General features: G+C 58.9%; 16 protein-coding genes. 5 read left to right on the forward strand and 11 right to left on the reverse strand.

From position 1 onward, the window contains the following. The first annotated feature begins 231 nt into the window (after positions 1-231). Positions 232-1,626: an MBL fold metallo-hydrolase gene (locus VEH04_05290; GenBank protein HYG22179.1), complete on the forward strand. Its 1,395-nt coding sequence runs from the start codon at positions 232-234 to the stop codon at positions 1,624-1,626. Positions 1,627-1,640: 14 nt separating this feature from the next. Here VEH04_05290 and VEH04_05295 read toward each other — a convergent pair whose 3' ends face one another. Further along, positions 1,641-2,126 carry a YajQ family cyclic di-GMP-binding protein gene (locus VEH04_05295; protein ID HYG22180.1) on the reverse strand — a complete coding sequence of 162 codons (486 nt, stop codon included), beginning with the start codon at positions 2,124-2,126 and terminating at the stop codon, positions 1,641-1,643. Positions 2,127-2,352: 226 nt separating this feature from the next. Between VEH04_05295 and VEH04_05300 the strand changes: the two genes are divergently transcribed. The 3 genes from VEH04_05300 to VEH04_05310 all read left to right on the forward strand — a co-directional run bounded on the left by VEH04_05300 (position 2,353) and on the right by VEH04_05310 (position 5,310). Continuing rightward, entirely contained in the window at positions 2,353-3,435 is a 1,083-nt protein-coding gene (locus VEH04_05300) for a sugar kinase (GenBank protein HYG22181.1), read from the forward strand. Between the two features lie 36 nt (positions 3,436-3,471). After that, positions 3,472-4,275: an acyl-ACP--UDP-N-acetylglucosamine O-acyltransferase gene (gene lpxA / locus VEH04_05305; protein ID HYG22182.1), complete on the forward strand. Its 804-nt coding sequence runs from the start codon at positions 3,472-3,474 to the stop codon at positions 4,273-4,275. Between the two features lie 78 nt (positions 4,276-4,353). Then, positions 4,354-5,310, forward strand: coding sequence for a hypothetical protein (locus VEH04_05310; GenBank protein HYG22183.1), 957 nt, complete (start codon positions 4,354-4,356; stop codon positions 5,308-5,310). Position 5,311: 1 nt separating this feature from the next. On the opposite strand, the gene glp is transcribed toward VEH04_05310, so the two are convergent. The 3 genes from glp to VEH04_05325 all read right to left on the reverse strand — a co-directional run bounded on the left by glp (position 5,312) and on the right by VEH04_05325 (position 9,188). Further along, the gene (glp, locus tag VEH04_05315; GenBank protein HYG22184.1) at positions 5,312-6,517 is read right to left on the reverse strand and encodes a gephyrin-like molybdotransferase Glp; all 1,206 of its coding nucleotides are present in this window, start codon (positions 6,515-6,517) and stop codon (positions 5,312-5,314) included. Positions 6,518-6,602: 85 nt separating this feature from the next. Beyond that, the gene (locus VEH04_05320) at positions 6,603-8,339 is read right to left on the reverse strand and encodes an ATPase, T2SS/T4P/T4SS family (protein HYG22185.1); all 1,737 of its coding nucleotides are present in this window, start codon (positions 8,337-8,339) and stop codon (positions 6,603-6,605) included. A gap of 3 nt (positions 8,340-8,342) precedes the next feature. Next, positions 8,343-9,188 (reverse strand): hypothetical protein, encoded by an 846-nt coding sequence (locus VEH04_05325; GenBank protein ID HYG22186.1) that lies wholly within the window; start codon positions 9,186-9,188, stop codon positions 8,343-8,345. 257 nt (positions 9,189-9,445) lie between these two features. Here VEH04_05325 and VEH04_05330 point away from each other — a divergent pair, with 257 nt between their 5' ends. Next, positions 9,446-13,774 (forward strand): amylo-alpha-1,6-glucosidase, encoded by a 4,329-nt coding sequence (locus tag VEH04_05330; GenBank protein ID HYG22187.1) that lies wholly within the window; start codon positions 9,446-9,448, stop codon positions 13,772-13,774. Between the two features lie 175 nt (positions 13,775-13,949). Here the strand turns inward: VEH04_05330 and hisS are convergent, their stop codons facing one another. From hisS to VEH04_05365, 7 genes are all read right to left on the reverse strand, one after another. Continuing rightward, the gene (gene hisS, locus VEH04_05335; GenBank protein ID HYG22188.1) at positions 13,950-15,200 is read right to left on the reverse strand and encodes a histidine--tRNA ligase; all 1,251 of its coding nucleotides are present in this window, start codon (positions 15,198-15,200) and stop codon (positions 13,950-13,952) included. A 127-nt stretch (positions 15,201-15,327) separates the two neighbouring features. Then, the gene (locus VEH04_05340) at positions 15,328-15,642 is read right to left on the reverse strand and encodes an HU family DNA-binding protein (GenBank protein ID HYG22189.1); all 315 of its coding nucleotides are present in this window, start codon (positions 15,640-15,642) and stop codon (positions 15,328-15,330) included. Between the two features lie 236 nt (positions 15,643-15,878). Then, entirely contained in the window at positions 15,879-16,991 is a 1,113-nt protein-coding gene (locus tag VEH04_05345; GenBank protein HYG22190.1) for a quinone-dependent dihydroorotate dehydrogenase, read from the reverse strand. A 119-nt stretch (positions 16,992-17,110) separates the two neighbouring features. Further along, positions 17,111-19,165, reverse strand: a complete 2,055-nt coding sequence (gene shc / locus VEH04_05350) for a squalene--hopene cyclase (GenBank protein ID HYG22191.1) — start codon at positions 19,163-19,165, stop codon at positions 17,111-17,113. Between the two features lie 281 nt (positions 19,166-19,446). Next, positions 19,447-20,358: a hypothetical protein gene (locus tag VEH04_05355; protein HYG22192.1), complete on the reverse strand. Its 912-nt coding sequence runs from the start codon at positions 20,356-20,358 to the stop codon at positions 19,447-19,449. A gap of 72 nt (positions 20,359-20,430) precedes the next feature. Next, positions 20,431-23,283 (reverse strand): glycosyl hydrolase, encoded by a 2,853-nt coding sequence (locus tag VEH04_05360; protein ID HYG22193.1) that lies wholly within the window; start codon positions 23,281-23,283, stop codon positions 20,431-20,433. 271 nt (positions 23,284-23,554) lie between these two features. Then, a complete protein-coding gene (locus VEH04_05365) occupies positions 23,555-23,779 on the reverse strand; it encodes a hypothetical protein (GenBank protein HYG22194.1) in 225 nt (74 codons plus the stop codon). Positions 23,780-23,962: the final 183 nt, after the last annotated feature.

The raw sequence follows: 23,962 nt of genomic DNA on the forward strand, positions 1-23,962 counted from the left end.
CGTTGATCACTCTGGAAACCATGTGGCGCAACCAACGTTGGCGGCTGCTCTTTCCCCACGCCAACTCCTGGAACCACCTACGCAACTGATTACTCGCGCATCAGTGCTCCATCTCACCCCCTCAAAATCTGATGTGCGCCCGTCGAAGCGCAGGTTCCCAAAACCTGTTGAATCGCGGGCCGGTTTTCTGTCCGCTTGACGACTCTGCCGACCTTTCAGACGCTCTGCCCCATGCGCATCCATTTCTTCGGAGCCACAAGAACCACCACCGGCTCGATGTATCTGTTGGAGGTGAACGGAAAGAAGCTGCTGCTGGAGTGCGGCCTTTTTCAGGGGCGTCGCGATGAAACAATGGACCGCAACCGCCACTTTCCATTCAACCCCGCAACTGTCGATGCGGTCGTGCTAAGCCATGCGCACATCGATCATTGCGGAAATCTACCCAACCTGTGTGTCCAGGGATTCGAGGGGAACATCTATTGCACGTTTGCGACGCGTGACCTGGCGAGCGTGATGCTTGAAGACTCCGCGCAAATTCAGCAGGCGGATGCCGCGTTTGTATCGAAGAAGCGCGCAAAGCAGGGGCTTCCTCCCGTGAAGCCGCTTTACACGCCGACGCAGGCAGAAAAGGCGGTGCGGCAGTTCGTGGCGATCAACTACGACCGGCCCTTTCCAGTGCTCGATGGGGTGAGCGTGACGTTTCGGGACGCGGGTCACATTCTGGGTTCGGCGCAAGTGGTGCTCGATGTGCAGGAGGGAGCGCGGCGCTTTCGTTATTTGTTCTCGGGCGACATCGGGCGCGGGAACGATGACATCCTGCGCGACCCGCACGTGGTCGAGGACGTTGACTTCCTGCAGATCGAGAGCACATACGGCGCGCGGGTTCATTCTCCCAAGAGCAACGCGAACGAGGAAGTCGGCCGGCTTGTGCGCGACACGGTTGAGCGTGGCGGCAAGGTGATCATCCCGTCGTTCTCAGTCGGGCGCACGCAGCAGATTGTCTACACGCTGCACCAGCTCGCCGATGCCGGGCAGTTGCCGAGCATTCCCATGTTTGTGGACAGTCCGCTCAGCGTGAATGCGACCGAGATCTTCCGCCTGCACCCGGAATGTTTCAACGAACGCATCTACCAGTTCCTGCGCGAGCGGGAGAATCCGTTCGGCATGGAGAATCTCACCTACATCCGTGAAGCCGCACGCTCCATGAAACTGAACGACCTGCAGGGACCGGCATTGATCATCAGCGCTTCAGGCATGGCCGAGGCCGGGCGCATTCGCCATCACCTCAAGAACAACATTGGCGATCCAAAAAACCTGGTGCTCTTCGTCGGATATTGTGCCGAGCACACGCTGGGCGCCCAGATCCTGAACGGGAGAAATCCCGTGAACATCTTTGGAGAGCCGTATCATGTCGGAGCGCAGGTGGCCTCGATCGACTCGTTCTCAGGCCATGCCGACAAGAATGAACTGGGCCAGTACGTGGAGCGGCTGACGGGGCCGTTAAAGAAAATCAGCGTGATTCATGGCGAGGAATCGCAGGCCCTCGCGTTCGGTGAAACGCTGCGCCAAATGAAGCCGCATGCGGAAGTGATTGTTCCCGAACTGCGCCAGACCCTCGACGTCTGACCGCGTGCGGGTGGTCAGTCGCGGAAATTGATGAACTGCACGGGGACGGGAAAGTCGTGGTCGCGCACGGCTGCAATCACCGTTTGAAGTTCATCACGGCTTTTTCCGTTTACCCGGATCGCGTCGCCCTGGATTTGGGTCGTCACCTTGAACTTGCCGTCGCGAATGAAGCTGGTGATCTGTTTTGCAACAACGCTTTCGATGCCCTGCTTGATCTTGATGCTTTGACGGGCGTGGCCGAGAGGGGAGATGTCGGGCTCCGCGGCTTCAACGCTTTTCAGGCTGATGCTGCGCTTTGCCAGTTTTCCGATCACGATCTCGTTGAGGGTCTTCACCTTGAAATTATCCTCGGCGCTGAGTTTGATCTCGTTCTTCTCGAGCGTGATCTCGGCTTTGCTCCCCTTGAAATCGAAACGGTTCGCCAATTCCTTCTTGGCCTGGTTGACGGCGTTCTCGATTTCCATCGAGTTGACTTCGGAGACTATGTCGAATGACGGCATGGCGCGGTAGCCTAATTAAGAGTGTTCAAAAGAAAAGTCTGAAACGGCGCAAAAACAAGAAGTTGAAGTGCAGAAAGTGAAGGGCTTTGTTCCCAAATTCACATGATTTTTTGAAGGACAAACCCGGGCGTTTCCTGAATCATGGCGCGCGCCGCCGGTCCGCGGAACACATCAGCGGAACCGGGGGCCTGAACTGAATCTGCCAAACACGAAAAAGGACATAAGAATGAGCTACGGTTTGAATATTCGCGCGGAAGGCGCCCTCGATTTTCTTTCGCTCGGTGCCCTGGTGCATCGCCTCGATCCCGGCATCATCCCCTTCCGAAAAGCGAATCACTGCGACATTCACGTCAGCGGCGGTGAATTCAACGTTGCCGCCAACCTCGCGGATTGCTTCCGGCTGAACACAGGCGTTGCGACCGCGATGGTTGATTATCCAATCGGCGACTTGATCGCGGAGCGGGTGCGCGCGATGGGAGTGAAGCCGTTTTACAAACGGTTCAAGCATGACGGCGTTCGCGGACCCAACATGGCAACGGTTTATTCGGATCGGGGCCAGGGCGTGCGTGCGCCTGTCGTCTTTTACAATCGCTCGAACGAAGCCGCGGGCCAGCTCAAGCCCGGGGATTTCGATTGGAAACAGATCTTTGGCGCGGGAGTGCGGTGGTTTCACAGCGGAGGCATTTTCTCGGCACTGTCGGAAACCACCGGCGAATTGATCGTCGAAGCCATGAAAGCAGCGAAGGCTTCGGGCGCGGTCACATCGTTCGACCTGAATTACCGCCAGAAGCTTTGGGACATCTGGGGCGGACAAACGAAGGCGCTCGATGTCCTTGGACGAATCGTGCAACACGTGGACGTTCTCGTCGGCAATGAAGAGGATTTGCAGAAGGGGCTCGGCATTGAAGGGCAGGATGTGGAATCCAAATCGAAGCTTGATCCCTCCGCGTTCTACGCCGTCATTGATAAGGCCGTTAAAAAGTTTCCGAATGTTAAAATTGTCGCGACGACGCTTCGCGAGGTGCATTCGACGAACCGCCACAGCTGGGCCGCGGTTGCATGGATCAACGGCACGACATTTCAGTCGCCGACCTGTGAGCTCGACGTTGTGGATCGTGTGGGAGGTGGTGACGGTTACGCCGCGGGATTTTTCTACGGGCTTCTCTCCGGGGCGTCCGAGCAGGAAGCGGTCAACCTTGGCTGGTCACATGGCGCGCTGCTGACGACGTTTCCTGGCGACACGACGATGTCCACGGTGGAACAGGTTCGATCCTTTGCAAAAGGGGGATCCGCACGCATCCAACGGTAATCTTGATTCCCGCGCGCAGTATCGGCGTTCATCAGTGTGATTCATCCAACGGCAATCGTTGATTCGGCTGCGACCCTGGACGCCAGCGTTGAAGTGGGCCCGTATTCAGTGATCGAGGCGGGTGTTTCGATTGGCCCCGGGAACATAATCGGGCCGCACGTGGTGATTTCGCGCGGCACAGCAATCGGAGCCCGCAATCGATTCCACGCTGGATGCGTCATTGGCGACGCTCCGCAGGACCTCAAGTATCGGGACGAAGCGACCAGGGTGGTGATTGGCGACGATAACGTGTTTCGCGAACACTTCACGGTGCATCGTTCGACTTCGCTTGTGCAGAACACGGCCATCGGTTCGCACAATTTCTTCATGGCGAATTCCCATGTCGGGCACAATTGCGTGGTGGGCAATCACGTGATCGTTGCAAATGGCGCCTTGCTGGCGGGCCACGTGACGATCCAGGACCGGGTCTTCATTTCCGGGAACTGCCTTGTGCATCAGTTCACGCGCGTTGGGACCCTGGCGATGATGCAGGGCGGATCGGGGGTCAGCAAAGACCTGCCGCCCTTCACAATCGCGCGGCGTCAGAATGAAATTTGCGGGCTCAACATCGTGGGTTTGCGGCGCGCCGGTTTCACACCGCAGCAACGGATTGAACTGAAGCGGCTGTATCATGCCCTCTTCCGATCGGGGAAGAACCTTCGGGAGGCGGTTGCGGCCGCCCGGGACTTCACCGCCGGGCCTGCGAGGACGATGCTCGACTTTCTTGGCGAGTCCCAGCGTGGGTTCTGCGCGGAAAGGTCCGGGAAGTTGCGAGGAGACAACGAAGAAGTTCGGGATTAGCTTTTGACCTGCTGAATATTGTGCGGTAGCATTCGCTCCGAAATGCTTTTCCGCTTCTGCAGTCGTCTAAGGAGCGCGGTGCCAGCCGTCAGGTTGGTGAGTCTTTTCGTGTGTTTGTCTGCCTTCCAGATGCTCGCGGTTGAGCTGCCATCGGCGGAGTCGTTTTCCGGTTCTACAACCACGGCTGAATCGGACAACACGGCGCCTCCGCGTAAGATCAAGCTTCCCGATTTTCCAACAGATTTCAGCGGCCTGCGGAACAGCGGGCCGGACACGGGCGCGCCTGTGCCGAGGCCGCCGCGTCCCGCTGTGCGACAGCCGCAACGAAGCGTGCTCGACAGTCCGGGCAACTGGGGGTTCGCAACAGCTGAGGATGTCATCCAGGAATACATGACGAAGGTTAACGGCAAGGTTCCGGCGCTGATGCCTGATGGCCGTGACTGGAATTCACTTTCGCCCGTGGAGCGCTATTACGAGCGGCAGATGCGCGGTCAGACGGCGACAAATGCAGCGCCTCCGATGGAGCTTCCTTCGTTTAGCGGAATGCCCGGATTGAATGGGCCTAGCGCTTTGGACGCATTCCATGGTGAACGTGCGGGGAACGAACCGGTTTCCCGGCTTGAAGGGCTTCCCGACTTGCTGGGGCTGCGGAATAATCCGTTTTCACCCGATGCCATCCGGCAGCGCGATTCGCAGCAGCGCCAGATGGAAGCCTTCCGAAAGGCGTTGGACCTCGCCAAACCGCATTATGCTCCCGTGAACACGGACACCGCGGTTTCAGCGGATCGAAACAATCCGTGGAACACGTGGCAGGCGCCGGCTTACGGGACTCCGGCCAACATGGCGCCTACGGCGTATCCGCCGATCTCCGGGGTTTATCAAAACCCGGCGGTGCCGACGGCCATTCCTTCCGCGCCAACTGCGCCCACAGCGCCGGTGTCTCCGGACCAATATACTTCCACGGCGCCGGCCCCAAGCCCGACGAGGGTCGCTCCGCCCCGCGCCGATTTCTCGTTTCCGCAACGCGCTTTCTAGCCTAATCCCATCGCAGCACTGTCACTTCCGTCCCCGCGGACACCGTTGTACGGGGAGGCACTTCCAGCAGTGCATTTGCTTCCGCGAGCGAACTTAACGCGTGTGACGCTTGCAAACCTGGCGCATGAACTTCCCCGTGCGCGGTCAATTGAACGCGTAAAAAATGGCGGCGATCTCCTCCGTTGCTTACAGGTTGGGCCAGGCGCGCGCGAATTTTTTCCAATGAAATGTCGATCGCGCCCTGCCATCGAAGGAGCGCGGGCCGAACCAGCAACAGGAATGTTACGAAGGCCGACACGGGATTTCCTGGAAGACCAAAAAGAAATCGAGATTCGATTTCCCCGAATACAAAAGGGCGGCCGGGTTTGATCGCCACTTTCCAGAAATCCTGCCTCCCGCCAAGTTCCTCGAATGCGCTTTTCACAAGATCCAACTCGCCGACTGAGACGCCGCCGCAGGTGATCACGAGATCGTTTGCTGCGAACGCACGCTTCAGGGCGGAGCGCGTGGCGTGCGGGTCATCGGGCACAATGGGCATCACCTCGGCGATCCCACCGCTTCGCGCAACAAGGGACGCCAACGCAGCACGGTTGCTTTCATAGATTCCGCCTGGAGGCAGTGGTTCTCCGGCTGGATGCAATTCCGAACCTGTCGCCAGAACGGCAACGCGCGGTCGCCGGCCCGCCTCCACCTCCGAGACTCCAAGGGCAGCGAGCAGCGCAATGCGACCCGCGTTCAACTGCTCACCCTTGCGCGCTATTTCCGCTCCACGTTCCACGTCTTCTCCCTGGAAACGAACATTCTCCCATGGCTTGGCCGAATCGCACACGCTGACGAGATCGGGTGTGGCCGGATCCAGCTCGCTATCTTCCTGCATGACCACGGCATCTGCCCCGGCGGGAACCATCGATCCTGTGAACACGCGCATTGCCTCTCCCGATTGGATGGCCAGGTCCGTGTGCTGCCCGGCTGCGACTCGTCCCACCACGCGCAAGTGCACAGGGGAGCCTTTCGCAGCCTGGGCAATGTCGGAAGCGCGGACAGCGTAGCCATCCATGGAAGAGTTGTTGAATCCTGGGAGATTCAGCGGCGCGGTAATCCCCTGCGCAAGATATCGGCCATCGGCCTGGGGCAGGGGAATGCGTTCGGAAGCGGACGCGGGGAGCCTGGACAATATACGTTGAATCGCGTCTTCAAGTTCCAGCATGGGCGGAATCTAGAAAACTCCCGGCGCGGTTGAAAGTTCAACGTGCGCCTGTCACCTGCCGAATTTGAGAAGGGCGGCCCCGCGATTAATGGGCCGCGGTCAGCACGAGCACCTGTTCCAGGGTGGAAACGCCGTCGCGAACCTTGTCGAGCGCGACCATCCGCAACGTTCGCATTCCCTGGCCGATGGCAATCTTTCCCATCTCACGCGTGTTCGCGCGGGAGATGATGAGTTTGCGGATTTCATCGCTGACAGTCATGGCCTCGATGATTGCGAGACGACCCGCATATCCGGAATTCTTGCAGCGATCGCAACCGCGTCCCCGATAGAGCGTCACGCCATCAAACGTGCTCGGGTCGATGTTCAGGTCTTTGTACATCTTCTCGGGATAGGTGACGGGTTCCTTGCAATGCGAACAGATGCGGCGCATGAGGCGTTGCGCGCAGGACAGGATCACGGACGAAGAAATCAGAAATGGCGCAATCCCCATGTCGTCCAGGCGCGCGATGGCTCCTGGAGCGTCGTTACAATGCATCGTGCTTAAGACCTGATGCCCCGTGAGCGCCGCTTCGATTGCAATTTCCGCGGTCTCCGTGTCACGGATTTCACCAATCATGATGATGTCTGGATCCTGGCGAAGAATGGAGCGGAGCGCGTTGGCGAATGTCAGGCCGATTTCCTTTTTGACGGGCACCTGGTTGATGCCTGGAATCTGAAATTCGACGGGATCTTCAACCGTGATGATGTTGTAGATCGGGTTGTTCAGCTCGTTAAGGGCCGAATACAACGTCGTCGTTTTGCCTGAGCCAGTGGGGCCTGTGACGAGAATGAGCCCGTGTGGAGCGTCGACGGCGGTTTTGACCTGCTGGAACGTGTCGGGATCGAGCCCCAGTTTGTCCAGGCTTGCGGAAAGGTTCGACTTGTCGAGAACGCGCAGCACGATTTTTTCGCCATGCACGGTCGGCATGATCGAGACGCGGAGATCGTAATCCTTGCCGCTCACGCGCACCCTCATGCGGCCGTCCTGGGGCAGCCGGCGTTCGGCAATGTCCAGGCTGCTCATGATTTTAAAGCGCGACGCAAGGGCGAGTTGCAATTGCTTCGGCGGCGGGGTGGCATCGAGCAGGACGCCGTCAACGCGATACCGCAACTTCATCCCGCGCTCGTAAGGCTCAATGTGAATGTCGCTCGCGCGGTCCTTGATGGCCTGGATCAATATAAGATTGGCGAGCTTGATGACGGGCGCTTCTTCGCTGGAGGCGGCGAGCTGGTCCAGGTTGACTTCCTCTACGGCTTCCTTCGCAACCTCGAGGTTATCATCCTCCTCGGCATTCTCCTGTTTCTGGGCATCCTGGATGATGTCCTCCATGCTGCCGCCCTTGGCAGCATCAAGGCTGGCGAGCTTGTCCAGAATCGCCTTTTCCGACGCAATCATCGGCGAGACTTCCAGCCGTGTGATTCGGCGAACGTCGTCGAGGGCGAGAACGTTCAGCGGATCCGCCATCGCGATGAACAGCTTGTTCTCGAGGCGCGAAACCGGAATGACCTTGTGATTCTGGGCCACGTCGCGCGGGAGCAATTCGGCGACTTCGGGAAGAATGGTGATGCGGGGCAGGTTGACGGGCGCGGTGTTGAGGACGCGGCCCATGCAGACAGCCATGTCCTGCTCGCTGACGTAAGCTTTCTCGAGAATGAGCTTGAGCAGGCGGGTCCCGCCCTTTTTCTGTTGGTCGAGAAGTTCCTCGACCTGCTTGGCCGTGAGCAGCCCGTCTTCAACCAATGCGTCGGCGATGCGTTCGCCAAATGATTTCACTGCAGCCATAGGTTAACGAAATGCTTTTTGCAGGACCTTGACGATTTCCGTGGGCGTGGTCAGATACCACAACAACCTGTACGGCGTCGCCGCCGCGAGTTCCTTGGCTGCCTGTTGGTTAAACGGATTGGCAGTCGCCACGAGCACCGATTTGCTCATGCGATCAAATGGGAGGACGCACCAGTGCTGGCAAATCTGCGCAGGGAACCCGCGCGACAGGTCGATGTCGACGTCATACTTCTCCAGAGGCAGATACGAAAGGCGCGACTTGTCACTCAGAAGCTTCAGCGACTTGTCCACAGGGACGATCCCCTTGTCGGCAAGAATCTGGATGAACGGTTCCACGATGCCTGAAGGGGCGGTTGAACCCGGCGAGACCCAGCAAAGGTCGAAGTCGCCAGCGGTGATCAGCTTGCTGTCGACAAAAATCTTCTGCAACGCCTGCCTGCCATCGTCGATCTTCACCGTCCCGTTGCGTTCGGGATATTTGCTCGGCTGCGAGGCGGGCGCGGCGGATTTTGCCAGGTCCGTGTCCGAGGGCAGCGTCTGAGGCGAGAAATTGTTGGCCCGGGTTTCGATCTGGCGCAGGGCTTTTTGCGCGTCGGGATCGTCAGGGGATCGCTGCAGGATCGTTTCGTATTCGAGGATGGCAGACGAGAGCTGTCCCATGTCCACATACGCTTCGGCGATACGTTTTGAGGTGCGGACGACGTCCTGTTCGCGGCCAAGTTTCGAATATGCCTCCTTCAGGATTTCCAGGGACTGGTAATCCTGCGGTTGCGATTCGATGATGACTTCGAACATCTCAATTGTTTGTGCCAATTGAGCTTCTTCGCTTTGCGTCAGTGTACTGGCCATGTTCGAACTGCCCGGCAAAATGGTTCTGGTTCGTTTGCCATAATCCGGGCAAGCAGTGCATAGCAAAATCGCCGCCACACCTGGAGGAATCCGCAGAATTCCGGTTGCTGGCATTCGTTGCAAAGGGACCGCGCCGCCCGTGGCTGTCCGTTCCCGTACACTTCTGTCCTGTTTCAACACTGCGGAATTGCAATCACGGTTCAACTTGCTGAAGTTAAGCGCACTCAGGCCGACCCACGATGGGACACTGGATTCCAATGATGACGCCCGCACCTGGCGAACGTTTGCAAAAGTTCGTCGGCGATTGCGTTCGTTTCCACCTGAAAATCCCCGGGGGCGCGGCCGCCACAGAGGGCTGGCACGCACGCTTGCGCACGAATCTCGGCCGGGCGGAGTTGCTGCGGCGAGAGATCCTGGATGCCCACACCAACAGCCTGCCCATCGCCGGCGCGTCGTGGCGCGATTTGCCCATGGCAAGCGTGGAGGACGGGTGGGTGATTGAGCTCGCGGCAGCCGAGGTCGGTTATTTTCAAGCCAAGGCGTATCTGCTGGACCCCCAGGGCTGGCAGCACTGGCCCGAAGGGGGCGACGTCGGCATTTCTGTCCATCCCGATTCGTATCGGACCGGCAATATTCTATACTGCGCGTTTCCCAGGCTGTTCGGGCCAACGCGGAATGCGGTTTCCACCGCGAATGAAAAGCTGGAATCGCAGATCCAGCAGATTGAGGAACATGGTTTCGCCATCCTGCCGCCCTCGGGGAAGCTTCGCGATCTCGTTCATGCGCTGCCGCACATCATCGATGTCCTTGGCTGCCGGATCTTGCATTTGCTGCCTGTCAATCCCACTCCGACAACATACGCGCGGTTCGGAAGATTCGGCAGTCCCTACGCGGCGCTGGATCTGACCGCGATTGACCCGGCGCTCGTCGTCTTCGATAAACGCACAACGGCCGTGGACCAGTTTCGCGAACTCACGTATGCGACGCATGAACGCGGTGGCCGCGTGTTCATCGACATCGTTATCAACCATACGGGGTGGGGTTCCACGCTGCAGGAGAACAATCCCGAATGGTTTCTGCGAGATGCCGGCGGTACATTTGCCAGCCCGGGAGCGTGGGGTGTGACGTGGGAGGATTTGGTGGAGCTGAAGCACGACAATGTGGCGTTGTGGGATCGGCTGGCCGCGATGTTCCTCACCTGGTGCCGCCGCGGGGTGGATGGTTTCAGGTGCGATGCGGGATACAAGGTGCCACTGCCCGCGTGGCAATACATCATTGCGCGCGTTCAACAGGAATTTCCGGAGACGCTCTTTCTCCTCGAGGGACTGGGTGGATCGTGGGAAACGACCGAATCTCTGCTGACCGAAGGGCGCATGCAGTGGGCGTATTCCGAGTTGTTCCAAAACTATTCGGGCCGCGAAGTCGCCACGTACCTGGATTATGCGCTGCGCCAAAGTGCGCGTGTGGGTCTCTACGTGCATTATAGCGAGACTCACGATAACAACCGCCTCGCAGCCCATGGGCGTGGGTCGATCACTTCGGCCACCCCTCCTGACAAGACGTGGTCATGGCTTCGCAATGGTTTGTGCGGGCTGACGAGCGTTAGTGGCGGGTTCGGTTTCACCTGCGGCGTGGAGTGGCTCGCCACGGAAAAAATTCGCGTGCACGGGTGCAATGGCCTCGCATGGGGGCGAACCGAAAATCTCGTGAAGGAACTTGCGCAATTGAATCGGTTGTTGTCCGATCATCCATGCTTCTTTGACGGCGGAACTCTTGCCCGGCTGAGCGAAATCGAATCGCCCGTGTATGCCTTGTTGCGCAAGTCAGGGCAAGGGGACGACGCAGTATTGGTGCTCGCCAACACAGATCCAGACAAGGAACAGACCATTGAGTTGCGGACAACCTCCGCACCGCTGGAGCAATTTCGTTTTGAATTGCTGGGACAGGCGATTCACCCGCTTGAAACATCAGGGAATCACTTCAGGATGACGCTGGCGCCAGGCCAGGTCTGTTGCCTCGCTCCCGCTCCCGAACCGCTTGGACTTCGAGGGGATGTTTACCGCGCCCATCGAGGACGTGCAGCGTGGGCAATCCAGGCGCTGCACCACACCCTGCCGAGCGTTGCCGCAGTTGGTTGTGATTGGCTGGAACTCTCGCGAATTGTGGATCGATCACCGTTTGCTTTCCTCGCGCGCACCGCAGGTCTCACCCTCGATGCGACAGCGGCTGAGGTGCGCGACGTTATCAGCGGGCGTTCGGATGCGTTATCTTACCCGCGGGTGATTCAATGGAGTGTTTTGGATTGCAATCGAGTCACGCCCGTGCCGCCCGCACATTGGCTGCTAATCGAGGACGACTGCCGCTTTCGCGCATCGCTGCTGTTCCAGGATGAAGGCGCGCATGTGCCGCAGCACGTCGAGGCGATCGCGGCTGGCGGACGTTTCATCGCGTGCTTTCCGCCGCGAGGCCGGGTCGGCGACGCGCGATTGGTGCTGGAACGCTATGGACAGTCCGAGCGTTCGGCTGAAGGGCGCGTCCGTTTTGTGCCGGCAGACCCGCGATCGGGGGGGCAGGCGAGGATTTTGCCAGGCGGTGATGCAATGGTGCTTCTGACCAATGGCATCGGCGGCATGGCGCGTCTGTGCGTGGATTTGGGTCGCATCCAATCCAAGTACGATTGCGTGCTCGGTGCGAACCTTCATGCGCGATTGCCAGTGGACCGTCATATCTTTGCCAAGCGCATTCGCGCCTGGGTGGTGGCGGACGGATTCATATCGCCATTGAACAGCCAGCAACTGGTGGCGTTTGAGTCGGGGCCGCCCGCGGTGTGGAAGTTTGTGGCCAATGCGGGCGATGGGCGGACAGTGGAAATCGAGGTGCATGCTGCCATGGTGCCCGGCCGCAACTCCACCATCTTTCGATTTTCCCGTCCCACGGCTGCTGCGGCGTCAGGAAAACAGTTGCCTGCCGATGCCGATGTTCGGCTAACGGTGCGGGTGGATATCGAGGATCGTAATTTCCATTCGGAAACCCGGCGCAACGGCGGGACTGACTTTCATTTCCAATCCAACGTTCATCTCATCGACCCATCAACGCATCGACAGGGCTTTGCCTTCACTCCAGCCCAGGACAGGCAGTTGCGGGTGTTTGCAAAATCGGGGCGCTATCATTCGCAGCCTGAATGGAGTGAAGGAATTCCCCACCCCGTCGAAGCGGCGCGCGGACAGATCGGTTCGGGCGATGCGTTCAGCCCGGGATGGTTTGAATTTCCAATGCCGAAAGGCGGCGTTTCCGAGGTTTGTGTCACGGCCGAGCCGGAAGGATGGGACAGCTTCGACGCGGTTTTGGACGCGGACGGGAACCGTGCGGAGGAGTCTTTCGCAACCCGCCTGGAGTCTGCGGCGCGCACGTTCGTGGTTCGCCGCGACGAAGGAAAGACAGTGATTGCGGGTTACCCCTGGTTCCTGGACTGGGGCCGCGATACATTCATTTGTGCACGCGGATTGATCACCGCGGGAATGCTGCAGGAGGTTGAGCAAATTGTCCTGACGTTCGCCCGGTTCGAGCAGCAGGGGACCCTGCCCAATACAATTCATGGCGCGGATGCATCCAACCGCGACACGTCAGACGCCCCGCTGTGGTTCGGCGTCGTGTGTGAAGAGCTCGCGCAGGCGCAGGGACAGGACGCATTGTACGATCGTCATGTTGATGATTCCGGACGCACGATCCGCCAGGTGTTGCGCAGCATTGCTGACAATTATGTTTCGGGAACGCCCAATGGAATCGGAATGGATCCCGAATCCGGCCTCATCTGGAGCCCAAGTCACTTCACCTGGATGGACACGAATTATCCGGCTGGAACGCCACGCGAAGGATATCCCGTCGAAATCCAGGCGCTGTGGATTCGCCTGTTACGGCACCTGGCGCGGATCAGTCCAGGAAAAGACGCGGAAGGTTGGGCTCGGATGGCGGAACACGCGAAAACGTCTGTTGAACAGTATTGCTGGCTTGAAGATCGCGGATGGTATGCAGATGTCTTGATTGCAGCACGGCAGGTTTCGGCAGCCCGCGCCGTCGCCAGCGATGCCCTGAGAAGCAACGCATTGTTTCTCGTCTCGCTCGGGGTCATTTCGGGCGAACGCGCCCGCAGATGTGTGGCCGCGTCCCAGCGCTACCTTGTCATTCCGGGCGCACTTAGATCGCTGGCACCGCTGCCGGTGTCGGTGCCTGTTCCTGTCCTGGGTAATCACGGCGGAATGTTGAACGATCCATTGCACCCGTATTGGGGACATTACGAAGGCGATGAAGATACGCGGCGCAAGCCGGCCTATCACAATGGAACGGCGTGGACCTGGACTTTTCCGGTGTTCTGCGAAGCCCTCGCTGCCGCGTGGGAGTTTGCGCCGGAAGCCGTTGCAGCGGCCCGCGCGTATCTTGCGAGCATTGCCCGTTTGATGGAGTCGGGCTGCCTCGGACACGTTCCGGAGGTTCTGGATGGCAACACGCCGCACGCTGCGCGCGGTTGCGACGCGCAGGCGTGGGGTGCGACCGAAGCGTTGCGCGTCTGGCGAATTCTCAACAGTTGATTGATCGACTCTCGGCAGCGCGACGCGTGCGTGGGACGGGATCGGGTTCCCGCAGACTTCCGGATGAACAGTTTTCGGCAGGCGGACCAAAGTCAATGCAAGCGCAATCGGCGAGCGCAGCAGGCAAGGGTGAGCAATCCCTTGTTCGGGTTGAGTCACGCCGTTGGCGTTCCACTCACCTGACGTGGTGCACGACGTCTGAGAATCCCGTCACCACTTCCTTGCGCGTCTGCAGATTGCGGATGCGCACGTAGGAATCGCTGTCGAGTTTTGCGGTGAACACCGCTTTCAACTCCTGCGCGCGCTTGAATTGTTTATCCGATTTGGCAGGCGTCAGGGAGTACTCCACGCTCAGCCCTGCTGTTCGGAGCGTTTGGATCAAGGCCAGGGCGGCTCCGCGCAATGCTTCATCTTCAATCATCACGAACACGTCAACGTTTGCATCGAAGGGCGGCAATAATCCGCGGGCCTTCAACAATTCAACGAGAACGACATCGCCCATCCCGAATCCGAGGGCAGGCAATGCAATTTTGCCGCCGCTCACCAGCTTGATCAAATTGTCGTAACGCCCTCCCCCCGCAATCGCGCGGAGGTTCATGTTGGTGTCGAACGCCTCGAATACGACGCCTGTGTAGTACGCGAGCCCGCGAATGACATGGTAATCGATCTTGACGAAATCCTTCATTCCACGCGCGGCGAGGTTGTCGATGATGGCCTGTAATTCTGCCGTTGGCGCGCCCCCTTCGATGAATGCCGTGACGTCATCCAATGAAAACCCAAGTTCCTGGAGCTTCCTGCGGCTTTCATCGGCGGATGCCCGTTCGAGTTTGTCGATGATCTGGAAGAACTGGTATTCGCCGTCGGCGGGCTGGCTTTGGCCGGTGGCATGCGCCTGATAAAACTGCTGCCAGGCGTTGCGGCTGCTAAGGCGCACGACGAAATCCGCCGCCGTCAGGCCGAATCCGCGCAACGTGTCGATCAATAGCGCAATCAACTCGGCGTCGGCGGCAGGATCCGTTTCACCCAAGATATCGGCATTGAACTGGAAATGTTCCCGAAGCCGCCCGCGCTGCTGTTTTTCGTATCGAAACAGCTGCGGAATCGCGAACCACTTGATTGGTTTCCTGTAGTTCCGTTCATGCGCCGCGACCATGCGGGCGAGGGTCGGGGTCATTTCGGGGCGCATTGCCACGTGGCGATCTCCCTTGTCCTTGAAGTCGAACAGTTGCTTGACGATTTCCTCGCCACTCTTGGTTGTGAAGAGCTCCAGCGGCTCGAGCGGGGGACCGTCGTATTCGCGGAATCCGTAGCGTTTAGCCAGGCTTCGCCATTTGGCAAAGATGTATTGTCGCGCGTCGGCACTCCAGACGTCGGGGTGCGGAAGCGGTTCTGGATAGAAATCGCGAAAACCGGGCAAACGTTCCATAAAATGTCGCGGGAAGGTAAGTCCCGCCGCCGCGCGAGAAAAGGCAAAACGCTGCTTCCTGAAAAAGAGAATCCCTGAAAAGGAACACCGCTGATGAATTCCTGTTCAGGGGAGAAATCGACGGAACTTACGATCCCGTGGGAATGGAGTTTGGACCAATCTTCAATACCTCGGCGCGCATTTCCTTGCCAGGTTTGAACCTGACCACTGAGCGCTCGGGGATCGGCACATCGGTGGAGGGGGCATTTGGATTTCGGCCGACTCTCGCTTTTCGGACTTTCACTTCAAACACGCCGAAATTCCGAAGTTCCACCTTGTCGCCATTCGCCAGTGCTTCGGCAATGTAATCCAGCGTTTTTTGAACGACGTCGAGGACTTCCTGCTGGACCATCCCCGTCTCTTCGCTGATCCGAGTCACGAGGTCACGTTTGGTGAGCGTCATACAAATAAAGGGAGATTAGGTTCGAACGTTTCGTGTATAACCGCCTTAGCGCGAACGGTCAAGAGATGAGTGTGACTTAAAAGTGACACGCAAGCTAAAAGAGCTACCAGGGCAAAATTTGTTGGGTGGTCCGCGGGGAAGCCCGTTCTCGAAGCCAGCCTAGCAGGGGTAGGGGATGGGCGTGTCGGAAGGTTCCTGAGGTGCAGCGTGCGGGAACCTGAAGCTCGCGTCCGCCCCTACCGCGCGGCACTGCCGACCGCGGCCAGGAGCGAGGTTTCCCCGCGCGCGGCCAGCTTCTCTATCAGGCCACGGACGAGATTGCGCACCAGGGTTGGGCCCTCGTAGACGAAGCCCGTGTAAACCTGGATCAGGGATGCACCCGCCTGAATTTTTTCCCAGGCGTCGTCGGCAGAGAAAATGCCACCCACTCCAATGATTGGGACTTTGCCCTGGCTTCGCCGGTAGAGGTGCCGAATCACCTCTGTGCTCCGTGACGTGAGGGGCCTCCCGCTCAATCCGCCTGATTCAGCGTAAATCCTCTTCACCATGGCATCTGCAGAGGCCGGGCGGGAAATGGTAGTGTTGGTGGCAACAATCCCAGCAATTCGGCACGGCTCAACCAATTCAAGAATCTCATCGAGCGCCTCGAACGACAAATCCGGGGCGACCTTGACCAGGATGGGTTTGTAGAAATCGGGGCCATTCCCGGGCGTGTTGATTTCCTGGATGGCCTTGAAGATGTCGTTGAGCGCGGATTTATCCTGAAGCTGGCGGAGATTGGGTGTGTTGGGTGAACTGACATTGACGACGAAGAAGTCGAGATGCGCCCTCAGCACGCGGAAGGAACTGGCGTAATCTTCCGGCGCTTTATCGAGCGGAGTAATCTTCGATTTCCCGAGGTTCATGCCGACGGGGTGCTTCGGCCAGCGCCCCGAACGACGGCAGGCGGAGAGTTTTTCCGCGATTGCTTCTGCTCCAATGTTGTTGAAGCCCATTCGGTTAACGATCGCGTTTTCCGTCACGGCGCGGAATACGCGGGGCGCTGGATTTCCCGGTTGAGCATGCCACGTGGCGGCGCCGAGCTCTGTGAAGCCAAATCCCATGGCGGCCCAGGCTGGGACAGCTTCGGCATTTTTGTCCATTCCCGCTGCGAGGCCGACTGGGTTTGGAAACCGAAGACCGAACAGATCCACCGGCAATTCGGGCGATCCAAGGAAAGAGCGGATCGCATCCAGCGCGAGCTCGTGACGGCTCAGCCAGCCGAGCGTATGCATGGTCCGGTTATGGACCATTTCCGGATCCTGGGTGAACAACACGGGCCGGACTGCGTTTCGATACAGCCAGCTCATTCCCGTGCAGGTTCCAGGTTCAAGTTCACGTTCAAAGCGTCGCAACGGAAACAACACGGCGCCGAAGGCGCTTCTGCTGCGGAGAGTTTAAATGTCACACTCGCCGATCGTGGCGCCGTTCAATGATCCACCTTGGTCGTCGCGGTTTGTGTCAGTGCAGGTTTTGCGACGAGCCCATTTTCACCATTGCGGCCAACGCTGTGTTCCAGGGCGCGATTGAAAATCTTCCGATAAGTTGCGAGCGCGAGCAGGGGCCATGCATTGCGATACATGTCGTACTTCAAATAAAAGACCTTTGGGAACCCTGTGCCCGTCGTTTCGTGTTCCGTCCACGAGCCTTCCGCATTCTGCGTGCGCACCAGGTAATCGATGCCGCGGCGGATACTGGCGCGATGCGGGTCATCAAACGCGCACAAGCCCATCAACGCCCAGGCTGTCTGCGAGGCCGTGCTCGGGCCGCGGCCTTTGAAGACAGGATCATCATAGGTATTGCAGCGTTCGCCCCAGCCGCCGTCGTCGTGCTGCACGCTTTCCAGCCAGTCACGGGCCTTGAGCAACCACGGCTGGTTCATGTCGATGTTCAGAGCCCGCAAGCCGCGCAATACCTGCCAGGTTCCGTAGATGTAGTTCACGCCCCATCGGCCGTACCATGAGCCATCGGGTTCCTGCTGCTCGCGGATATAGGCGAGCGCGTCCTTGATTTGCGGATGACGCGTGCTGTAGTTCTCGTATCCGAGGAGTTCGAGGATGCGCGCCGTGATGTCAGCGCACTCGGGATCGAGCATGGCGTTGTGATCTGCGAATGGAACCTTCTCGAGAATGTTCTTCGTGCAATCCTTGTCGAACGCCGCCCAACCGCCGTCCTTGCATTGGAAGGCCATCATCCATTTCAACCCGCGCTGAAAGCATTCGTCGCGTTTTTTGACGTCGCGGGTTGGAACCAGGCGCAGCGCGAGCAGCACCATGGCGGTGTCATCGACATCAGGGTTCCACTTGTTTTCGTATTCAAACACCCAGCCGCTCGGCTCGACCTTGGTGGGATTTTTGTACTGCCAGTCCCCCTTGAAGCGGATTTCCTTGGACATCAGCCATTCCCCGGCAGCGATCATCTGCGGATGATCGGCGGGAATTCCTGATTCGCGCAGGCAGATCGCAACGATGGCGGTATCCCAGACGGGGGAGAAACACGGCTCGATGCGCACGCTGTTTTCTGTTTCGTGCTGCAGGCGCTTCAATTCCTTCCATTCGCGCATCAGGACCGGGTTGTCGTCGGCGTAACCCAACGCCTTCAGCGCAATGATGGAGTTCAGCATTGCAGGGAAAATCGCAGCGAGCCCATCGGAACCCTCGAAGCGTTCGAGCATCCATTGCTCGGCTTTTTTGAGGGCCTGCTTGCGGAACGGGTGAATGCCGTTCTGTGCGAAGACCTCGGCAAACTTGTGCAGGCGGTCCAGCCACAGGAAGAAGTTGCGCAATGAGAAGCGATCCGGATCGGGCGGGAGGGCAAGATCACGCTCGTGGAATCCAAGCGGGTAGAGTTCGTCCAGGTTCACCCGGTTGCGCGGAGGCCGCGTGGGCTTGAAATGGTTGATGATCGCAAGGGGCACGAGCATGGCTCGCGACCAATTGCTCATATCCCAGAAATTGACGTGGAACCACTTGCCGATCAGGAGCACTTCACACGGGATCGTGGGAACGTATTCCCACGGGTAAAGGCCAAGCAACGCGAGATAAAGCTTGGAAAAGGTGTTCATCCTTGGCACCCCGCCAAGGTTCAACGCGACCTCGCGGGCGCGCAGCATGCGCGGATCTGTAACGGGCACCCCCGCGAGTTTGAGTGCGAGGTAAGCCTTGATCGTGGCGTTCACCTCCGAGGGGCCGCCGTGATAGATGTTCCAGCCGCCCTCGGGCAACTGCATGGAAAAGATGTGGTTGACCGCCTTGCGCTGCCATTCCGGATCCACGCTGTCGTCCCAGTGGTGGAATGCGACCATGTCCGACACCAGGGTGGAGTCAACCATCAGTTCTCCGACCCAGAAACCTTCGGGTTTCTGAATCGAGAGCAAATAATCCTGCGAACGCCGGATGGCGTCCTCGTAATTCCCGGCACTTTTCTGCGGCACTTTGGGCCGCAGTGCCTCTCCCGCTCGATTCTGTTCAGACTTGGCAGACACGCACGATACTCTGCGAATCGACGTTCGGGCTGTAAAGAGTTTATTGAGTGTCGAAAGGGTGCAACCCCATTCAACTCCGGTTCCGAGCGGAGGAGAGGGCTGGGGAGAGGAGGCGCGTTTGACTTGGGATAGCACGACAGCAGGGGAAAAGATCAGAGCACCCTCTCCCCAACCCCACTCCCACTCCTCCGTCGCAGGCGAGGGGAGAAAGCAGCCGTGCGAGGTTTACTGCGCAACCCCGTCCGACTCCCTCTCTTCCGAGCCCAGACGTCCCCCGATCCTCAGAAAACTTCTGCGTGCAAGCCACTGACGTTGCGGACGGTGCGGGCGATTGCCGAGAGAGTTTTGAGGGGCAAATGGCTGCAGCCGGTGCGCTGCATCGGACGCGTGGCGGAGTAAATCTGCACCAGCGGAATTTCTGCGCCGGCGTTTTTCAGTTCCTTCAGGCGCTCCGCGTATTGGCGGATTTCGCGGACGGAGGGCGCCTTGCCGTTGATTGCCGGAAACAAGCTTTGGATCACTACGGGGCGGCGGCGTCCGACGAGGAGGATATTGTGGAGGACCTTCTTTAACGAAACCGCTCCGCCGTTCAGGCGTTGAACATATTCCTGTGTGCCGCCGTCCAGCTTCGCCCAAATCTCGTCCTCCCGGGTCAAATACTTCATCCCCTCCTGTGCGTTCGGCAGGTCGAGTGACATGGAATTGGTGAGCAACACGATCTTGAAGAATCCGCGCATGGCGCGAACGTGTGCCACGGCCTGCACGGCTTCGATGAAATGGCGCGAAAGCGTCGGCTCGCCGTCGCCGCTCAATGCCACGTGTCGCAACTGCAGCAGGTCGTCAGGCAGGCGCGCATAACGAGGCCACTGGCGCAGCCATTCCGGCGAGATCGTGTCCAGCATCGCATTCAGTTCATTCGCCATTTGGTCCACGTCCAGGCTGCAGTCGCAAACCGTCTTGCGCCGCTCCACCTCGCAATACAGGCAGTCGAGCGTGCAGGTGACAACCGGGTTGAGGTTGATGCCGATCGACAGGCCTTTGGCACGCGGCGAAATGACAAGGTAGACGAAACGATTCTTGAGGAAGTCGCGCGGAGAGCCGAACGCTGATTCCGTCCACGTGTCCGATAAAAGACCATGACCATTCCTGCTGCTGCCGATTGAAAGTAGATGCCGCTGTTCCATGGTCACCATCCTTTTGCGGAAGCGCGGCCGATCACTACCCGCTGATTGGCGGAAAGCGGCTGGATTTTGATTTTGAGCCTGTCAGCGTCGGGCGGGGCCGATCACCCGCTCCTGGGCGGGAGTGAGCGTCACTGGCCCGCGTAATCCCGAGAGCAGGGGTTCCCAATCCGAGGCGTCGAACACCCCATTCCTGCGATTCGCCGCAAGCCGGGCGGGGAAGTTTACGTTGTAAAATTTCTTCCATAGAACTTTGTTTCGATCCATGTCCGCAATGCGATTGGCCATGATATTCGATACACGGATCCCTAGAAGGTTGTGTGAATGCACCTTCGAACGCGGAACAAAAATGCGGAAGGGCGCTCCGATGAGGGTTGCCAGGCGCTCACCGTTCCAAAACACCTGCGCGCTGTCGGCGACTTCGCCAAGGTCGAGCCATAATCCCGCGGCGGCGTCATCAAGGGATGTGCTAAATCGAGTGAAGTACTCGGCGGTTCCAGAAAACTTTCTCCCTGCATCTCCGCCGAACTCAGTCCAGGACTGCAACTTTGACAGGTCGATCGTGCCCGGCAATTCCGGCCCGCCGCGCAGGAAGGTCACACGCCAGGGGCCGCTCAACTCCTGCGACTCGCCGGCTTCGATGTGAAAGCTGATCGCAGCATCGGCGGTGGAGCTTGACAGCGTTTGGAGAATCGCGCTTTCGCCCGGCGCGAGCTCCAGGTAAACGGCAGAATTGGATTCGCCCGTGGAACTCTTCGACGGCAGCAAGCCAATGTTGCCAGTCATGGCATCGAACAACGCTACACTGCCCGCAGTTCTCCCCAGCTGAATCCAGTCAGCGACGGCACGTTCGCCGCGGTTGGCGACAAAATAAAATGTTCCCAGGGCATTGATTCCCCTAAAAAATTGCAGGCCCGCATCCACCATGGTTTCCCGCGCGACGCCCGAGGCTTCGAGGCCAGCGCGCGCGGATGATGTTGCGAAGAGCGTGCCGTGTCCCATTTCAGCGGCCTGCACGCCACCGCTGCTCGTTTCAGTGAACGCGGCGTTCGCTGCGAGTGCTTTGAATTTTGCGCGCCGCGAATCCAGCTGGTGCAGCCCGGGAACGTCAGCTGGCAATCCATTCACAAACACGATCCGGGCGCCCTCTTTCGCGAGGACGATCAATCGTTGCATCGTGTCGAGCGGCATCCAGTGGCACTCGGGCACAAGGATTGCCTGATAGGCGCCTCCGCCGGCGCGAAGTTTTCCGCGCGAGAACTTTACGTGTTGCAGTTGGCGATCTGAAACCAAGTCAAAGGCAAACCCGCCCGCCTGCAGTTCTTCCGCCGTCTTCTGAATGTGACTGCCGCGCGGCATGCCGTCGAAGTGTCTCAGCAAATCGGGACCCCGTTCCGCGTATGCATCAGCTATCGGGAAATACAGCAGCACATCGTTGTCGTGCTTGCCGCTTTGGAGCACCGATTGGACGCGCGTGACGTATTGATTCAAGGTGCCAAAATCCTCCCACCATGAATTGCGCGCATTGAAATGAACGGCAGCGTAGAACAGCCATCCCGGCCAGGGTTCGTCTTGGGGCGAGTACGCCGTGCCGTGATAACACACGTGATTAACGCCTCCAATGAAGTAGAGATCAAGCGCGCGCTTCACATCCGAAAGTGTGGAGAGGAAATGCTCATTCAACCACGTTGCCGCTTCTGCCGACGCCAGGCGTTTTCCGGTTACATGCGCTGCGGAGCTGGCGAACTTGAGGCGAAGGATGTCAGTTCCCTCGGTTTCAGGGATGTCGCTTGCAGCATACAGGTCCAGGATATTTGCGGGCGAACCATGCGCCTGATTGCGAACCAGGGCGTCCTTGCGATGCGCCCATTGCCGCCACGGCTGCGTGAAGTTCTCCAACAGAAGGTCGGAAATCGTTTCGCGATAATCGTGCAGTATCCGCGCATTCACTTCGGACGATGCGTTTCCGAACAATGCGGGCAGATGTTCGCGCAAGTCGTAACCGCGGCGGCGGCGGAATTCTGCAAACAGGCGGGGCGTCCAGTCGGCCTGTCCGTTGGCGTCGTCCACTTCATACGAATCATTGAAGAACGCTCGAAGCGGCCGGATATCGCGGCGGGCGAGGGCGTGACCGAATCGATCCAGATAATGGTTGAGGGCAGCGGATGAAAAATGGTCGATGACGTTGCCTTCGCCGCCCGGCCCGGCCCGTTCAACCATCTTGCCGTGCCAGCCCTGGAAAACTGCGTAGAGAGTCCATTCGCCTTGAGGGGCGCTCCAGTCGAGCCGGCCGTCCGCGTCGACGCGCCGGGTGAGATCGAGGACAGCCCCCGACTTGGAGTAGGCGATCAGCGCCTGAAGGGGCAATGGCTTGGGAAATTTGACCTGATCGAGGGCGAGTGTCTGCAGGTTTGGGGTGTCCGCAATTGGATCACGCAGTCGTTCCAAAGCGATTCGCGGGGAACTGTCGAGGAGCTGCGGATTTTGCGCAGTGCCGATGACGCGCTCGCCGGGCGGGCGCAGGATTTCGCCATAGAGTTGATAAACCTGGTTGCCCACTGCGCGAATCAGCGGCGCGGCAGACAAGGTGACGGGTTCGTTCAGCCGTTCACCGTGCTTGAGTTGAAAGGTTCGGAACTCAACGTCCTTGCAGGCATGGGGTGCGCCGATCCATGGCCCGCCGAACGGCCAGCCGGTGCCAGTCGCCATGTCGACGCCCAGGTTGAGCCTTTCGGCTTCAGCCAGAGTGTGCGCGAACAGGTCCGTCCAGCGGGAAGAAAGATAAGGGACGAATTGTTGCTCCCGTCCTGCAACGCCGTAAATGGGCGTGATTTCGACGCCACCGATGCCGATAGCCTTTAACCCCTCGAGATCGGCTGAGAGGCTGTTGGATTCCACGCTGCTGCCCATCCACCACCAGCGGGTCCACGGGCGCATTTCACGCGTCACATCAGGCCACGAAAGCGCTGCATTTCCATCCGCAGGAGCTGACAACAGAACGAATGAATGCGTTAGGACAGAAACTAAGATCAGCGGTCGAAGAGTAGCGCGGAGGAAATCGCCGTGGGTCATGCAGACGAAATAGCTCTCTGCGCTTCAGGAGTCAACGCGTGCCTCCTGAAGCACACGGCTTCCACGTGCTTGAAGGTGGGGGGTTCCGAACTGTCGGCGGCCCACGCTTTCGAGCAGAACACCGCGTGAGTTCGATTCAATTTTCGCGGCGACCGAGCAGGTACCCGATGAGTCCCGCGGTAATGGCGACCATTGCCACTGAGGTCCACGCATACTCGCGCACGTAAAAATCGGCCATTGCGCTGGCTTCACGCGCTTTCATTGCGGCGCGGCTGCTCAACGTTTCTGCGGAGTTGCGAATGGTCTCGGCTGCTTCGCGCGCCCGATCCGTTGCTTGTTCAGCGATCTCATTTGTATTCATGCTGCAACCTGAACCGCAGCTTGAGAGGCGTCCACGTGGGGGATACCCGAATTCGGCAGCAGACCTGGAAGTCTGCAGTATGACGCAGGAGTTTTGGCGGGTTGCCCGCGAGGGGAGTTGAACGTTCAGCCTTGCGCGTGCACATAACCCACGTCGAATTGCCGAATTCTCAATGTTCAAACC

It is taken from the genome of Verrucomicrobiia bacterium, assembly GCA_035629175.1.
In the GTDB taxonomy this organism is placed as follows: domain Bacteria; phylum Verrucomicrobiota; class Verrucomicrobiia; order Limisphaerales; family DASXHY01; genus DASXHY01.

What these genes read in the sequence shown, in the direction of transcription:
- VEH04_05290 (HYG22179.1), top strand. Translation starts at nt 232, where the DNA reads ATGCGCATCCATTTCTTCGGAGCCACAAGAACCACCACCGGCTCGATG.
- VEH04_05295 (HYG22180.1), bottom strand. Translation starts at nt 2,126, where the DNA reads ATGCCGTCATTCGACATAGTCTCCGAAGTCAACTCGATGGAAATCGAG.
- VEH04_05300 (HYG22181.1), top strand. Translation starts at nt 2,353, where the DNA reads ATGAGCTACGGTTTGAATATTCGCGCGGAAGGCGCCCTCGATTTTCTT.
- glp (HYG22184.1), bottom strand. Translation starts at nt 6,517, where the DNA reads ATGCTGGAACTTGAAGACGCGATTCAACGTATATTGTCCAGGCTCCCC.
- VEH04_05320 (HYG22185.1), bottom strand. Translation starts at nt 8,339, where the DNA reads ATGGCTGCAGTGAAATCATTTGGCGAACGCATCGCCGACGCATTGGTT.
- VEH04_05325 (HYG22186.1), bottom strand. Translation starts at nt 9,188, where the DNA reads ATGGCCAGTACACTGACGCAAAGCGAAGAAGCTCAATTGGCACAAACA.
- VEH04_05330 (HYG22187.1), top strand. Translation starts at nt 9,446, where the DNA reads ATGATGACGCCCGCACCTGGCGAACGTTTGCAAAAGTTCGTCGGCGAT.
- hisS (HYG22188.1), bottom strand. Translation starts at nt 15,200, where the DNA reads ATGGAACGTTTGCCCGGTTTTCGCGATTTCTATCCAGAACCGCTTCCG.
- VEH04_05340 (HYG22189.1), bottom strand. Translation starts at nt 15,642, where the DNA reads ATGACGCTCACCAAACGTGACCTCGTGACTCGGATCAGCGAAGAGACG.
- VEH04_05345 (HYG22190.1), bottom strand. Translation starts at nt 16,991, where the DNA reads ATGAGCTGGCTGTATCGAAACGCAGTCCGGCCCGTGTTGTTCACCCAG.
- VEH04_05355 (HYG22192.1), bottom strand. Translation starts at nt 20,358, where the DNA reads ATGGTGACCATGGAACAGCGGCATCTACTTTCAATCGGCAGCAGCAGG.
- VEH04_05360 (HYG22193.1), bottom strand. Translation starts at nt 23,283, where the DNA reads ATGCGCCCGTGGACCCGCTGGTGGTGGATGGGCAGCAGCGTGGAATCC.
- VEH04_05365 (HYG22194.1), bottom strand. Translation starts at nt 23,779, where the DNA reads ATGAATACAAATGAGATCGCTGAACAAGCAACGGATCGGGCGCGCGAA.